This window comes from Eubacterium sp. (assembly GCF_057858645.1).
The window spans coordinates 75,087-88,501 of sequence record NZ_DBLZZO010000001.1 but is presented as its reverse complement, the minus strand read 5'-3'; the positions used below and the strand labels follow the sequence as shown (position 1 = coordinate 88,501).

The following is a 13,415-nucleotide window of genomic DNA, read 5'->3' as shown; positions in this document are numbered from 1 at the left end:
TGCAATAGGTCTTTTTATTAATTTTTAACCAACCATAAATGTAAGTTCTGCTGTCACTACCACTTTTCCATTAACGGAGGCTTTTGCCTCTCCAATTCCCATAGGTCCTTTTTGTCTGATTATTTTTGTTTCAAGCTTAATCTTGTCACCGGGAACTATTTTTCCTTTAAAGCGACATTTGTTAATTCCACCAAAGAATGCTGTTTTTCCTTTGTTTTCTTCCTGACTTAAAATTGCAACTGCTCCAACCTGTGCCAATGCCTCTACTGTTAAAACTCCAGGCATTACCGGCATCCCCGGAAAATGTCCCTTAAAAAAATCTTCCCTGTAAGTTACGCATTTGTAGCCAACAGCATAAACTCCAGGCTCATAATCTTCAATATAATCAATCAATAAAAAAGGATGTCTGTGAGGTATAATTTCCTGTATTTGTTTTATGTTTAGCATTTATTTCCTACTTTCTAATTTTTTACAACTTTTCTTCTATTCTATAACGAACATTTCCTGACCAAATTCCACAGGTGATTCATTGTCAACTAACACTTCTTTAACCACCCCATCGAACTTTGACTCAATTTCATTCATTAGTTTCATAGCTTCAACAATTGCCAGTGTTTGTCCTTTTTTTACTTTGTCACCCACTGAAACAAAAGGTGGCTCATCTTCTGCCGGTGCCAGATAAACTGTTCCAACTAACGGAGATGTAACAATGTTTCCTTTTATTTCTTTTTCAATTTCAGACTGCTTACCGCTATTCTCACTGCTTCCCAAATTTTCCTGATTGTTAGCAGGATTAACATTTTCCTGAGAAATAGTAGCTGTAGTTTTTGCATCTGTTATGGCAACCGTTTTCTTTTCGTCATAAATTGTGCCTTTTGAAAGTTGTAATTTTACTCCATTTTCTTCATATCTAAATTCGTATAAATTAGAATTTGATACTTCATTTATTAAAATTTTAATATCCTTAATGTCCATTTTTTCCCCTTTACTTGCTATATTTTCTTACAGCTAAAGTTGCGTTATGTCCACCAAAACCTAATGAGTTACTAAGTGCAAAATCAACATTTGTTTCAACGCCCTGTCCCATTACATAATCAAGGTCTAACTCCTCATCCGGCTCTGTTAAACCAACTGTCTGATGTATATAACCTTCGTTAATACTCTTTACACATGTAATAAATTCAACACCACCTGCGGCACCTAGCAAATGTCCAATCATTGATTTAGTTGAATTTACTTTTACATTCTTTGCTGCCTCTTTAAGTGCAAGTTTAATGGCTCTTGTTTCAAATAAATCATTGTGATGTGTACTTGTTCCATGAGCGTTAATGTAGTCAACGTCTTCCGGCTTTGCCCCTGCTTCTTTTATGGCAAGTTCCATTGCTTTTGCTGCTCCACTTCCATCTTCAGCAGGTGATGTAATATGGTAAGCATCACAGGTTGCTCCGTAACCTACCACTTCCGCCAAAATATTTGCACCTCTGTCTAAGGCATGTTCCAGTTCTTCAAGAACAACTATTCCTGCACCTTCTCCCATTACAAAACCACTACGTTTCTTATCAAATGGAATTGATGCCTGTGTTTTGTCAGTTGTTTTTGTTAATGCTGTAAGACTTGTAAAACCTGCAACCCCTAAAGGTGTAATTGAACTTTCTGTTCCCCCTGCTATCATTACGTCGGCTTCGCCACACTGAATTGATCTGTACGCCTCGCCAATTGAATGTGTTCCTGTTGCACAGGCAGTTACCACATTAATACATTTTCCTTTTGCTCCAAAGGCGATTGCCACGTTACCTGCCGCCATGTTTGTAATCATCATTGGCACAAGCAATGGTTTAATTCTGCCGGGACCTCTTTCCAGAAGCTTTTTGTTTTCTTCTTCCATATCCTTCATGCCACCAATACCTGAGCCAACACTTACTCCCACTTTGTAAGGGTCTTCTTTTGTCAAATCAAGCCCTGACTGTTCAAGTGCCTCCTTTGCTGCACACACAGCATACTGTGAAAATGGTGACATTCTCTTTGCCGCCTTAAATTCCATTCTTTCTTTTGCCACAAAGTCCTTAACTTCTGCTGCTAATTTTACAGAATAATCTGTTGTGTCGAATTTGGTAATTTCGTCAATACCAACTTTTCCTGCTTTAATTCCCTGCCAAAATTCATCTACACTATTTCCAATTGGTGTTATTGCACCCATACCTGTTACTACAACTCTTCTCATATGACACCTCGCTACATTACCATTCCACCATCAATGTGAAATACCTGTCCTGTTATATAATTACTTTTTTCACCTGCTAAAAACGCCACTAACTCGGCAACTTCCTCAGGCTTTCCAAATCTGTTAAGGGGAATTTGTGAAACTGCCTGCTCTTTTACCTTGTCAGATAATTTTGCAGTCATGTCTGTTTCAATAAATCCCGGTGCAATTGCATTTACATTAATATTTCTTGATGACAATTCTCTTGCCATTGATTTTGTAATTCCAATTACTCCTGCTTTCGCCGCTGAATAATTAACCTGTCCGGCATTACCTGCAACTCCTGAAACTGAAGTCATGTTAATGATTTTTCCATGTCTTTGTTTCATCATTATTCTTGAAGCAAATTTAATGCAGTTAAATGTTCCTTTTAAATTAGTATTAATTACAGCGTCGAAGTCTTCTTCTTTCATCGCCATGCACAAACCATCTCTTGTAATACCTGCATTGTTTACTAAAATATCAATGGAACCAAATCTGTCTTTTACTTCATTAGTAAATTCACTGCATTTATTAAAATCTGAAATGTCGCACTGCATGGCTGTTGCCTTGCCACCTGCATTTTCAATTTCTTTTACTACTGTTTCTGCTTTTTCTCTGGAGCCTGCGTAGTTTACAATTACTGTGGCACCCAGTGAAGCTAGTTTTTTTGCAATGGCAGCTCCTATGCCTCTTGAAGCTCCTGTTACAATTGCTACTTTATTTTCCATATAAAACCTCTGTTCCAGATAATCAAAATCTACACTCTCTTTCCCATGCACATAGGCAATATGCATTCACGAAAGCACGCTCCCTCTGCCTTCAGCTCGTAGCGGTTCTACAAAGCCGACTTCGCTGCCTTTGTGAACCCACGGCTTCAGAGCACTTTCTTAGAATGTTTATTACCTATGTGCAACGTACTGGGAAGGCTTGTACGTGCAGTATCCTAAGTGTAACGTGCTTTCGTGAATGTATATCTGCAAAGCAGAAAGAAGAAAAGCTATATTTTTGATTATCTTGATTTTATTCTTTAATATTTTTTACTTTTCTAAAAAAGAGTTAAATTATCTTATTAATTTTTAATTTTGATTTAGTTTTTTTAAGTCTTCATATTGACTTATGTTTATGCATTTTACATTTCTGTCTATTTTGCGTAAGAAGCCTGCGATTGTTTTTCCGGGACCTATTTCAATAAATGTGTCTACGCCTTTTTCTATCATGTTTCTTACACTTTCTTCCCATCGAACCGGTGAGTAGACCTGTTTTATTAACAATTCTTTTGTTTTATTAACATCTTCCACATATTGTGCTGTTACGTTTGTAACGTATGGTATTGTTAATGGTGTGAATTGTACTTTTTCAAGTTGCTCTCCTAGTTTTTTTCCGGCTTCTTTTAGGAATTGTGAGTGGAAAGGCCCACTTACGTTTAATTCTACTGTTCTTCTGGCTCCGGCTTCTTTCAATGATTCCATTGCTTTTTGAACGGCATCTTTTTTTCCGGTTATTACAATTTGTCCTGGGCAGTTATAATTTGCCACTGACACGTTTTCCATCTTGTTTACAATGTTATCTATTTGCTCAGCTGTCATTCCAAGAATTGCTGCCATTGTACCTTCACCTTTTGGCACAGCCCTGTTCATAAGAATTCCTCGTTGTCTTACCGTTTTTATGGCATCTTCGTAAGAAAAGCCACCGCTTACTGCAATTGCCGCATATTCTCCAAGGCTTAGCCCTGCTGTAACGTCAGGTTTAATCCCCCTACTTTCTACTTCTTTTGTTATTGCAAGATATGTAGTAACCAAAGCCGCCTGTGTGTACTCTGTATCATTTATTTCCTGATTTTCCTGAAAACAGATTTTCTTTATATCAAAATCAAGTACCTGATCTGCCTTGTCAAATACTTCTTTTGACAAAACACTGTTTTCATAAAAGTCCTGTGCCATGCCTACTGTCTGCACACCCTGTCCCGGATATACAAATGCGATTTTACTCATATGCTCCTCCAAAAATTTTAAATACAACTCTAATTTTTCTCCACTGATTTTTAGATATGAATGCTAAATTTTACTTTTAAAATCTCACGTCAAAATTCCAGCTTTAAAACTCTGCCAATCTGTTTTCTATTACCTGTTGTCCTTCGGTTACAACTTTTTCGATAAGTTCCTTGCAGGTATATTGTTTTTTTACCAAACCGGCACTTTGCCCCGCCATTAGACTTCCTTCTTTTACGTTGCCGTCAACAACAGCTTTTCTTAAACCACCTAAAGTTAAAAGTTCTAACTCTTCCAATGTGGCACCTTCCTGCTCTTTTTTTATGTACTCATTGCTCATTTGATTTCTAAGTACACGTACAGGATGTCCTGTTGAGCGACCTGTTACCTTTGAGTCAATATCTTTCGCCTTTATTATTTTTTCCTTATAATTTTCGTGAACGTTACATTCTTTTGTGGCAACAAAATGAGTTCCCATTTGAACTGCCTTAGCTCCCAACATCAGTGCCGCAGCAAAACCTCTTCCATCAGCGATCCCACCTGCTGCAATGACAGGTATATTCACTGCATCAACAACCTGTGGCACCAAAGACATTGTTGTAATCTCCCCAATATGTCCTCCTGCCTCTGTTCCCTCTGCAACTACTGCATCGGCTCCACAGCGTTCCATCATTTTTGCCAAGGCACAACTTGCAACTACAGGAATTACTTTCACGCCAGCTTCTTTCCATTCTTTAATGTACTTTGCCGGATTTCCCGCTCCTGTAGTAACAACAGGTACTTTTTCTTCTACAATTACTTTTGCGATTTCATCTGCCTCCGGGTTCATTAACATAATGTTTACTCCAAAAGGTTTATCAGTTAATTTTTTTACTTCCCTAATTTGGTCTTTTACCCAGGATGCAGGTGCTCCACCTGAACCAATCAGCCCAAGTCCGCCGGCATTGGAAACGGCAGCTGCTAAATGATAGTCAGCCACCCATGCCATACCACCCTGAATTATGGGATATTCAATATTTAGTAATTCTGTTATCTCTGTTTTCATAACGAAATTTCCTACGCTTTTCTATTATTTATTGTCCTGAATATATTTCACAACATCTCCAACTGTCTTGATTTTTTCTAAATCTTCTTCAGGAATCTTTACGTCAAACTTATCTTCAAATGCCATTACAAGTTCAAATAAATCTAATGAGTCAGCTCCTAAATCTTCATTAAATGTTGCTGTTTCCACAACCTTGTCTTCATCTACTCCTAATTCTTCAACAATAATTTCCTTAATTTCTTCAAACATTTTTTAATCTCCTTATTCTTTTATAATTGACTTTTTATTTTGCTTTTTGAAAATCTGTTTATAAAGAACTACTATTTTATGTTCCATGGGATTTTTTATTTTCAAAAGCAATTTTTATATAATCCGGCTGTACCGGTTAATAACTAATAAAAAATATTTTACGGCTTTAGTTACAACTGCCATTAACAAATTTCCAAATATGTTGCAGCAAGGGTTACTCCTGCACCAAAACCTGACATTATAATTTTGTCGCCTTTTTTCAGTTTGCCTGCCTTAAACAACTCATCCAGCAATATTGGTATGCAGGCAGATGATGTATTGCCATATTCTGAAACATTTGTTGGCACCTTATCCATACTGATTTTCAAACGCTTGGCAATCCCCTGACAAATTCTTAAATTTGCCTGATGCAAAACAAACATATCCACATCGTCACTTGTTATATTCATTTTTCCCATTAATTCATTAATACATTTTGGAACTTCTTTTACGGCAAACCTAAAAATTTCCTGACCATCCATCTTTACAAAGGTGTCTGAGCTTTCCTGACCATCTATTTTTTTATATGTACCTGAATTTTCCTGACCATTCATTTTTTCATATATATCTGAAATTTCCTGTTTTTCTTCTGTAAAAATTTTTCTTGGTCTTGTTGCGAACCCGTTATAACATGTAAGTGCTGAACCTTTTCTACCATCAGATTTCATAACAGTTTCAAAAACTGCAGCCTCGCTTGCCTTAACAATTGCGGCTCCTGCCCCGTCTCCAAAAAGAATACAGGTTCCTCTGTCACTCCAATCAACAATTCTTGACAAGCCCTCTGCTCCAATAATTAACGCTGTCTTCACTAAACCTGAATTAATATAACTTTGGACAGTATTGTATGCCATCATAAAACCGGTACAGGCTGTATTAATGTCAAAACAAAAAGCATTTATGGCTCCAATTTGTTCCTGAACAAAGCAGGCTGTATTTGGAAGAATCAAATTGGAAGATACTGTAGAAACCACAATAACATCAATTTCTTCTGGCTTAATTCCTGCATTTTCAACTGCTCTTTTTGCTGCCTCAGTTGCCATAGTAGCAGTAGTTTCATTTTTCATAAGGTGTCTTTGCTTAACGCCGGTTCTTTCCTCAATCCAACTGTCACTTGTTTCAACAATTTTTGTTAAATCATTGTTTGTAACTATATTTTCAGGAACATATGAACCTGTTCCAATTATTTTTCCAAACATATTATCCTTACAAAAAATGTTATTAACATTTTTTGTACTCCTTCCCTGTTACGATTTATTTAAGTCTTTCTTTTGTCTTAGAACGCCTACAGTATAGCCACCTAAAAATTAATGGTCAATAGAATTTGGCAAAGCTAAACAACATGAAAAAAAGATGTCCTGTAATGAACATTTCCTCTTGTTTTTGTTCATTATCGGACATCTATTTTCTGATTTGTCTATTAAATTTTATATTTGAGTAGCATTTTTATTTGCCCTTAGAGTGTTCTACATTTTACACTCCAGAAGCCTTTATTTCAAATGTTCCTTTGCTACTGCTTCTGTTTTTTCTTCATAACATTCAAATAAATCGTCTAACTCTTTCTGGTCCTGTTTCTTTGTAAATAAACTAATAATCGGTACAATAATCAAGCCACCAACCATGGCAACTACACCTGAGTTGATTGAAGACTTAAATACATATGAAAGAACTGTTCCCCAACCTGTTGTATCAATTCCCGCAAGTGTAATTACAAGCTGTACAACAGCAATTCCGCAACCCCAGATGAAACATACAATTGTCGCTGCTTTTGTAACGCCCTTCCAGTATAGTCCATACAAAAATGGTGCAAGGAATGCTCCCGCTAAAGCTCCCCATGAAACACCCATCATCTGTGCTATAAATGTTACTTCAGGATGTGCATCCTTGAAAATGGCAATTATTGCTGAAACAAGTATAAAGAAAACAATAAATAAACGCATTATTGTTACCTGTTTCTTATCTGACATTTCCTTCTTTGATGCCGGCTTAATTACATCCAATGTAAATGTTGAACTTGAAGTTAAAACTAATGATGAAAGTGTTGACATTGAAGCTGATAAAACCAAAACAATTACTACTGCAACCACTATTGCAGGAAGTGCTGATAACATTGTTGGAATTATTGTGTCAAATAAAGGCTTACCTGTTGCCTCATTAATTGCAATTTTATCGCTATATAATCTGCCGAATCCGCCTAAGAAATAACAGCCTCCTGCTACAATAATTGCAAATACTGTTGAAATAACTGTTCCCTTATGTATGTCTTTTTCACTTTTAATAGCATAGAATTTTCCAACCATCTGTGGAAGTCCCCATGTACCAAGTGATGTTAAAATAACCACAAATAATAATGCTAAAGGATCAGGTCCTAAAAATGCTGTGTAAGCGCCTTCCCAACCTGCATCTCCTGTAACTTTTGCAAGGCTCTTTGTTGCCTGTAAAAGACCACCGTTGTCCATTAAAACCGCACCAATAATAGCACAAATTCCAAATAACATAATGATTCCCTGAATAAAATCATTAATAGCTGTTGCCATGTAACCACCAAAAATTACATAGAATCCTGTAAGCACTGCCATTACCGCAATAACTACCCAATATGGAATGTCAAACACTAAACCAAATAAACTTGAAAGTCCATTGTAAAGTGATGCTGTGTACGGAATTAAGAAAATAAATACAATAACTGATGCAGCAACTTTTAAAGGTGTTGAATTAAATCTTTTTCCAAAAAAGTCCGGCATAGTCTTTGCATCAACGTGCTGTGTCATAACCCTTGTTCTTCTACCTAACACATTCCATGCAAGTAAAGAACCAATGAATGCATTTCCTAAACCTGCCCAAGTTGATGCAAGTCCGAAATTCCATCCAAACTGTCCTGCATATCCTACGAAGATAACTGCCGAAAAATAAGATGTTCCAAAAGCAAAGGCAGTAAGCCAAGGGCCTACTGAACGGCCTCCCAGAACAAATCCTGTAACGTCTGTTGCATGTTTTCTAGTGTAAAAACCTACAAAGATCATTACAGCAAAAAATACAACTAGCATAATTGAACATAATACTACTGTCATAATGTTCCCTCCATTAAAATTATTAAAATATATTCCGAGCCTTTAAAGCGTTAAACTTTAAACCGTTACGTTTTAAAGCATTAAAGTGATTATATAAAAAAAAAGATGCTTTGTAAATAACAAAGCACCTGTTAGCTATCAACTGTTTCCTTTTCCTGCTCCTATCTTCATGTCAGAGCACATCCACAGCCGACTTTTTTATATTTCTTTTATCCAACATCTACGTCTTCTATGCTGAATCTTATTAAATCTTTTCCACATAGACTGAACCTTAATATTATCTTCAAGCATTGGTCCTGTCTCAGCATATTTCATTCCATCTTCAATGGCTGCTTTTAGAATTTCCGTAATTAAAACTAACGGTAAGCCTTTCTTCTTATACTGATCTCTTACACCAACTAAATAAAGTTCCAATGTGTCAGGTTTAGAATATGGTGCATAAAGCAGTCTTGCCCATCCAAAAGGAAACAATCTTCCATGAGATTTTTTTGAAGCCTTGCCCATTGAAGGAACAGTCACTCCAATAGCAACCATCTCATCTTTTTCATTTACAAGTAATGAAATAAATCTAACATTAACCATTAATATGAACTGATGAACATACTTTTTAATCTGTGCCTCAGATAAATCCACTTCACCATATAATATCTTTGCAGTATCATTTACAACATCAAATATATATTTTATGTATTTTCTTAGCTGTAATCTGTTCTTAACTTTTACAATTTTGAGTTTATTGTCTTTTAAAACTCTCTCACACATTTTGTCAAAAACAGGTGGTATTTCATCCGGTATATCTATTCTGTTTTCAATCCAATCCACAGATTTTACATACCCAAGGCGTTCCATATGCTCCTTATAATAAGGTGCATTATTAATCGTTATGAATATACCATCATATTCGAAACCTTCAATAAGCATTCCTTCCTGGTCCTAATCGCAAAATCCCATTGGTCCATGAACTGCTTTAAGTCCCTTTTCCCTGCCCCAATTTTCAACAGCCTTAAATAAAGCCTCTGAAACTTCGTAGTCGTCAATAAAATCCACTCTTGTAAATCTTATTCTTTTTCTATCCCATTTCGCATTTGCCCTATGACTGATTATGGCACCGATTCTTCCTACACACTCTCCATCTTTGTATGCCAACCACTGTCTTGATTCAGCATACTCAAATGCCGGATTTTTCTTAGGATTAAAATTCGCCATTTCGTCTGAAATCAAATCAGGCATTGCCTGTGGCACATCTCTATACATTTTTTCATTGAAACCAGCAAAAGTTCTTAAATCTTTTCTGGTTTTAACTTCCTTTATTGTTACCATTATTTATCCTAAGTTTTTTCATTTATATCATTCTACTAACCAATAGTCTGCCATCAAACTATTTTAGCTTTCCTTTTATAATTAGAAAATTATATTCTTTCACCTAAACTTGTTATCTTTTTTCGATTTCTCTAATCATATCGACTCTTCTCTGATGTCTTCCACCTTCAAATTCAGCTCCAAAGAATTCATCAAGAATCATCTTTGCAAGTTCAACACCTACAACTCTTGCACCAAATGCAATGATGTTGGCGTTGTTATGCTGTTTTGTAAGCTTTGCAGAATATGGTTCGCTGCAAACTGCCGCAATAACACCAGGAACCTTATTAGCTGCTATAGAAATACCAATTCCTGTTCCGCACATAAGTACACCATAATCAACATCTCCGTTTACTACTGCACGACCTACTTCTTCACCCTTTGTAGGATAATCACATTTGATTATTTCACCGTTTTCATCATAACCTGTTCCATAATCTACACATTCATATCCTTTTTCTTTCATATATTCAACTAATTCATTTTTTAAATCAATTGCTGCATGATCACAACCAAAACCTATTTTCATTGTAAATTCCTCACATTTCTTATTATTAACAATCTGTTATCCCTAACTTTTTTATTCTACCTAATCTAAAAGTTCATGTCAAACTTTTATATTTGTATAATAAATAAGGTATTTCTACCACATTCCTAACTGAACTTTTTATGTAATATGAAATTATGGAGGATTTTCTTATTACATAAAAAAAGACATACCTAAAAAAATCAGGTACGCCCAAAGCTTTGAAAAACTTAAACATGCCGGTGACCGGAATCGAACCGGTACTGTGTTGCCACAACAGGATTTTAAGTCCTGCGCGTCTGCCAGTTCCGCCACACCGGCATTCATAACCAGCTAAAAGCTAATTATAGACTGGGCAGAGAAGGATTCGAACCTTCGAAGGCGGTGCCAACAGATTTACAGTCTGCCCCCTTTGGCCACTCGGGAATCTGCCCATAATAACTTAGAAAGCGCTTTTCTTTTTTTAATGAACTTTACATACTCGCATGTATAAGTTTATTGAAAAAGGAAAAGTCATTTGCGAAGCAAATGACAGTGAGCAAACAACGTTTGCGAACTGCTCTTCCCAACAATATACATTTATACCATAAATACTATAAAAGTGCAATTATTTTTTTATATAATAGAAATTTTCTCGAAATTTCTCTCTTTGACATACATTCTTCCAACCACTATACTTATAGTTACAAACAATCGTTATTGAAAGGGATTCTAAAATTTATATGAAGAGTAAGAAAATTATATGGGGAACTGTTTTGGTTATAGCTACTGCTATTTTTATTATTTGTTGCTACCTGCTACTTTCACAGGGAAGCAGCAACGGTGGAAATACAAAAAAATATTTGACCGAAACTACCTCTAGGCATGTCAAGAATTCAAAAGAATATGCTGACAGCCACAACATTAACTGGAAAAAATTAAAAAAATATAACTCTGACATATATAGTTGGATTTATATTCCAAATACCAAGGTTGATTATCCTGTTGTTCAGCCAACAACAGACAATGATGACTTTTACCTAAATCACAATATACAGAAGAAATCAGAATTTGCCGGTGCAATTTACAGCGAAATGCAAAATGCAACCGATTACTCTGATCCTGTAACAGTTTTATACGGGCACAATATGAACAACGGTTCAATGTTTAAGACTTTGCATAGTTTTGAGAAACCTGATTTTTTTAAGAAAAATAAATACATTTATATTTACATGCCAAGTCAAAAATTGACATTTAAAATCTATGCAGCGTATGTATATGACGACAGACATATTTTAAATTCCTTTGATTTTAGTAACAAAAGTGTTTTGGAAAAATATCAGAAATACACTCTTAATCCTGACTCAATGAATAAAAATACAAGAAAAGTTACATTAAATAAGGACAGTAAAATTTTAACTTTAAGTACCTGCACAAACGGTGCCGAAAACACAAGATATCTAGTACAGGGGGTTTTAATTAAACGTGAGCAAACAAACTAATGATAATAATATAAGCGACAATTCAAACATTGCTAATCCTAACGTCATTAAGGACACTAGGAATAATCTGGAATTTGATGTTGACTGGGAAACTGTTGAGAAAAATTATAAATACGACTCTCATCATCACAGACACCATAGACATCACAATTCGTCGAACTCAGATAAGCCTACAGACTTTAACAATAATAGCTCTACTAACGTAGATAAGTCTGAGAATTTTGACGCCAATGCTTCAACTAACAAGCAAAAACATAATAAGTTAAAAAAAGATGATCAAACTAATACACACAAACATAAGAATGTAAAAGATGATAATCAAACTAATAACCACAAGCATAAGAAGGCAAAAGATGATAATCAAAATCTTAAAAAGAAACATAAAAAGCTAAAGATTTTTTTGATTATTTTACTTTCACTACTTATAATTATTGCAATTGTTTTGGGAGTTTTAAATTATATTGGCAGGAAGAAGTTACTTAATTACAGAAATCTCCATGTTAATGTTCCATCAGGAATACAATATGAAGATGACGGGCGAATTGTATATTACAATGGACATACTTATGAATTTAATGACAATATTGCAAGCATACTTTTTATGGGTATTGATAATCGCAAACTAAAAGATAATGCAGTCTCTGGAACAGGCGGCCAAGCTGATGCTTTGTATCTTTTTACTTACGATACAAAGAGCGGTCATATAAAAGTGCTCAGCCTTAATCGTGATATCATGACTGACATTAGCCGATATGATGAGGGCGGTAACTACGTGGACACTGCAACTGCCCAGCTTTGTTTGGCATATGCCTATGGCGACGGCAAACAAACAAGCGCTGAGAATCAGGTAACTGCTACGGAACGTCTTTTATACAACATTCCAATTAACGCTTACTATGCAATTGATTTGGATGCCATAAAAATTTTAAATGATGATGTTGGTGGGGTTACTGTTACACCTGACTATACATTTGAAAGTTTCACAAAGGGGCAGACTGTTACCTTAAAAGGCGATATGGCAGAGGCATTTGTTCGTCATAGAGACACCAGCTTATTAGATGACAACCTTAGAAGAATGGATTGCCAGAAACAATATCTTACAGCTTTTGCCGGTTCCATTGTGCCTGCAATAAGAAAAGATTTCCACGTGTCTTTGGATTTATACAAAGATACAACAACAAATACAGTTACAAATATTTCTGCACCGATACTTACATATTTAGGTTGGTCACTGACTACAAACTATACCGGGTTAAATATACAAAGTACATCCGGGAAATATGTGGACTCCCCAAAAGACAGTTCTGCAGAATATAAAATTTCCAAGAAAAAACTTTTTGAAACTGTTTTGGATTTTTACTATAAACAGATTGATTAAAAGTATGACTTTGATTTTTAAGCGTATATATGTATAATAG

14 protein-coding genes and 2 tRNA genes are annotated in these 13,415 nt (G+C 35.5%); 2 read left to right on the top strand and 14 right to left on the bottom strand.

All coding sequences use genetic code 11. From position 1 onward, the window contains the following. Nucleotides 1-24 precede the first annotated feature (24 nt). The 14 genes from fabZ to ACZM4J_RS00300 all read right to left on the bottom strand — a co-directional run bounded on the left by fabZ (nt 25) and on the right by ACZM4J_RS00300 (nt 10,950). Entirely contained in the window at nt 25-447 is a 423-nt protein-coding gene (gene fabZ, locus ACZM4J_RS00365) for a 3-hydroxyacyl-ACP dehydratase FabZ (RefSeq protein WP_022165168.1), read from the bottom strand. Nucleotides 448-483: 36 nt separating this feature from the next. Further along, nucleotides 484-975 carry an acetyl-CoA carboxylase biotin carboxyl carrier protein gene (gene accB / locus ACZM4J_RS00360; RefSeq protein WP_022165169.1) on the bottom strand — a complete coding sequence of 164 codons (492 nt, stop codon included), beginning with the start codon at nt 973-975 and terminating at the stop codon, nt 484-486. 10 nt (nt 976-985) lie between these two features. Then, on the bottom strand, nt 986-2,221 hold the full coding sequence (gene fabF / locus ACZM4J_RS00355) for a beta-ketoacyl-ACP synthase II (protein ID WP_412335196.1): 1,236 nt from the start codon (nt 2,219-2,221) through the stop codon (nt 986-988). Between the two features lie 11 nt (nt 2,222-2,232). Beyond that, complete coding sequence (fabG, locus tag ACZM4J_RS00350; RefSeq protein WP_412335197.1) at nt 2,233-2,970, bottom strand: 3-oxoacyl-[acyl-carrier-protein] reductase; 738 nt, start codon at nt 2,968-2,970, stop codon at nt 2,233-2,235. 348 nt (nt 2,971-3,318) lie between these two features. Beyond that, complete coding sequence (gene fabD, locus ACZM4J_RS00345) at nt 3,319-4,233, bottom strand: ACP S-malonyltransferase (RefSeq protein WP_022165173.1); 915 nt, start codon at nt 4,231-4,233, stop codon at nt 3,319-3,321. A 103-nt stretch (nt 4,234-4,336) separates the two neighbouring features. Then, nucleotides 4,337-5,275, bottom strand: coding sequence for an enoyl-[acyl-carrier-protein] reductase FabK (gene fabK / locus ACZM4J_RS00340; protein WP_022165174.1), 939 nt, complete (start codon nt 5,273-5,275; stop codon nt 4,337-4,339). A gap of 24 nt (nt 5,276-5,299) precedes the next feature. After that, entirely contained in the window at nt 5,300-5,524 is a 225-nt protein-coding gene (locus ACZM4J_RS00335) for an acyl carrier protein (RefSeq protein ID WP_022165175.1), read from the bottom strand. Between the two features lie 182 nt (nt 5,525-5,706). Further along, the gene (locus ACZM4J_RS00330; protein WP_022165176.1) at nt 5,707-6,759 is read right to left on the bottom strand and encodes a beta-ketoacyl-ACP synthase III; all 1,053 of its coding nucleotides are present in this window, start codon (nt 6,757-6,759) and stop codon (nt 5,707-5,709) included. A 291-nt stretch (nt 6,760-7,050) separates the two neighbouring features. Further along, nucleotides 7,051-8,631: a sodium:solute symporter family protein gene (locus tag ACZM4J_RS00325; protein ID WP_022165177.1), complete on the bottom strand. Its 1,581-nt coding sequence runs from the start codon at nt 8,629-8,631 to the stop codon at nt 7,051-7,053. 198 nt (nt 8,632-8,829) lie between these two features. Beyond that, nucleotides 8,830-9,552: a hypothetical protein gene (locus ACZM4J_RS00320; protein WP_022165178.1), complete on the bottom strand. Its 723-nt coding sequence runs from the start codon at nt 9,550-9,552 to the stop codon at nt 8,830-8,832. 12 nt (nt 9,553-9,564) lie between these two features. Further along, entirely contained in the window at nt 9,565-9,951 is a 387-nt protein-coding gene (locus tag ACZM4J_RS00315; protein ID WP_022165179.1) for a hypothetical protein, read from the bottom strand. A 112-nt stretch (nt 9,952-10,063) separates the two neighbouring features. After that, entirely contained in the window at nt 10,064-10,519 is a 456-nt protein-coding gene (gene rpiB / locus ACZM4J_RS00310; protein WP_022165180.1) for a ribose 5-phosphate isomerase B, read from the bottom strand. A 234-nt stretch (nt 10,520-10,753) separates the two neighbouring features. After that, nucleotides 10,754-10,837 (bottom strand) — tRNA-Leu (locus ACZM4J_RS00305). 31 nt (nt 10,838-10,868) lie between these two features. Continuing rightward, a tRNA-Tyr gene (locus ACZM4J_RS00300) sits at nt 10,869-10,950 on the bottom strand. A 288-nt stretch (nt 10,951-11,238) separates the two neighbouring features. Between ACZM4J_RS00300 and srtB the strand changes: the two genes are divergently transcribed. Both srtB and ACZM4J_RS00290 read left to right on the top strand, forming a co-directional pair. Then, a complete protein-coding gene (srtB, locus tag ACZM4J_RS00295) occupies nt 11,239-11,997 on the top strand; it encodes a class B sortase (RefSeq protein ID WP_489485405.1) in 759 nt (252 codons plus the stop codon). Further along, entirely contained in the window at nt 11,981-13,375 is a 1,395-nt protein-coding gene (locus tag ACZM4J_RS00290) for an LCP family protein (protein WP_489485404.1), read from the top strand. The genes srtB and ACZM4J_RS00290 overlap by 17 nt, the downstream gene beginning before the upstream one ends. Nucleotides 13,376-13,415: the final 40 nt, after the last annotated feature.

Coding starts and splice junctions, on each gene's coding strand:
- fabZ (WP_022165168.1), bottom strand. CDS start 447: ATGCTAAACATAAAACAAATACAGGAAATTATACCTCACAGACATCCT.
- accB (WP_022165169.1), bottom strand. CDS start 975: ATGGACATTAAGGATATTAAAATTTTAATAAATGAAGTATCAAATTCT.
- fabF (WP_412335196.1), bottom strand. CDS start 2,221: ATGAGAAGAGTTGTAGTAACAGGTATGGGTGCAATAACACCAATTGGA.
- fabG (WP_412335197.1), bottom strand. CDS start 2,970: ATGGAAAATAAAGTAGCAATTGTAACAGGAGCTTCAAGAGGCATAGGA.
- fabD (WP_022165173.1), bottom strand. CDS start 4,233: ATGAGTAAAATCGCATTTGTATATCCGGGACAGGGTGTGCAGACAGTA.
- fabK (WP_022165174.1), bottom strand. CDS start 5,275: ATGAAAACAGAGATAACAGAATTACTAAATATTGAATATCCCATAATT.
- ACZM4J_RS00335 (WP_022165175.1), bottom strand. CDS start 5,524: ATGTTTGAAGAAATTAAGGAAATTATTGTTGAAGAATTAGGAGTAGAT.
- ACZM4J_RS00330 (WP_022165176.1), bottom strand. CDS start 6,759: ATGTTTGGAAAAATAATTGGAACAGGTTCATATGTTCCTGAAAATATA.
- ACZM4J_RS00325 (WP_022165177.1), bottom strand. CDS start 8,631: ATGACAGTAGTATTATGTTCAATTATGCTAGTTGTATTTTTTGCTGTA.
- ACZM4J_RS00320 (WP_022165178.1), bottom strand. CDS start 9,552: ATGCTTATTGAAGGTTTCGAATATGATGGTATATTCATAACGATTAAT.
- ACZM4J_RS00315 (WP_022165179.1), bottom strand. CDS start 9,951: ATGGTAACAATAAAGGAAGTTAAAACCAGAAAAGATTTAAGAACTTTT.
- rpiB (WP_022165180.1), bottom strand. CDS start 10,519: ATGAAAATAGGTTTTGGTTGTGATCATGCAGCAATTGATTTAAAAAAT.
- srtB (WP_489485405.1), top strand. CDS start 11,239: ATGAAGAGTAAGAAAATTATATGGGGAACTGTTTTGGTTATAGCTACT.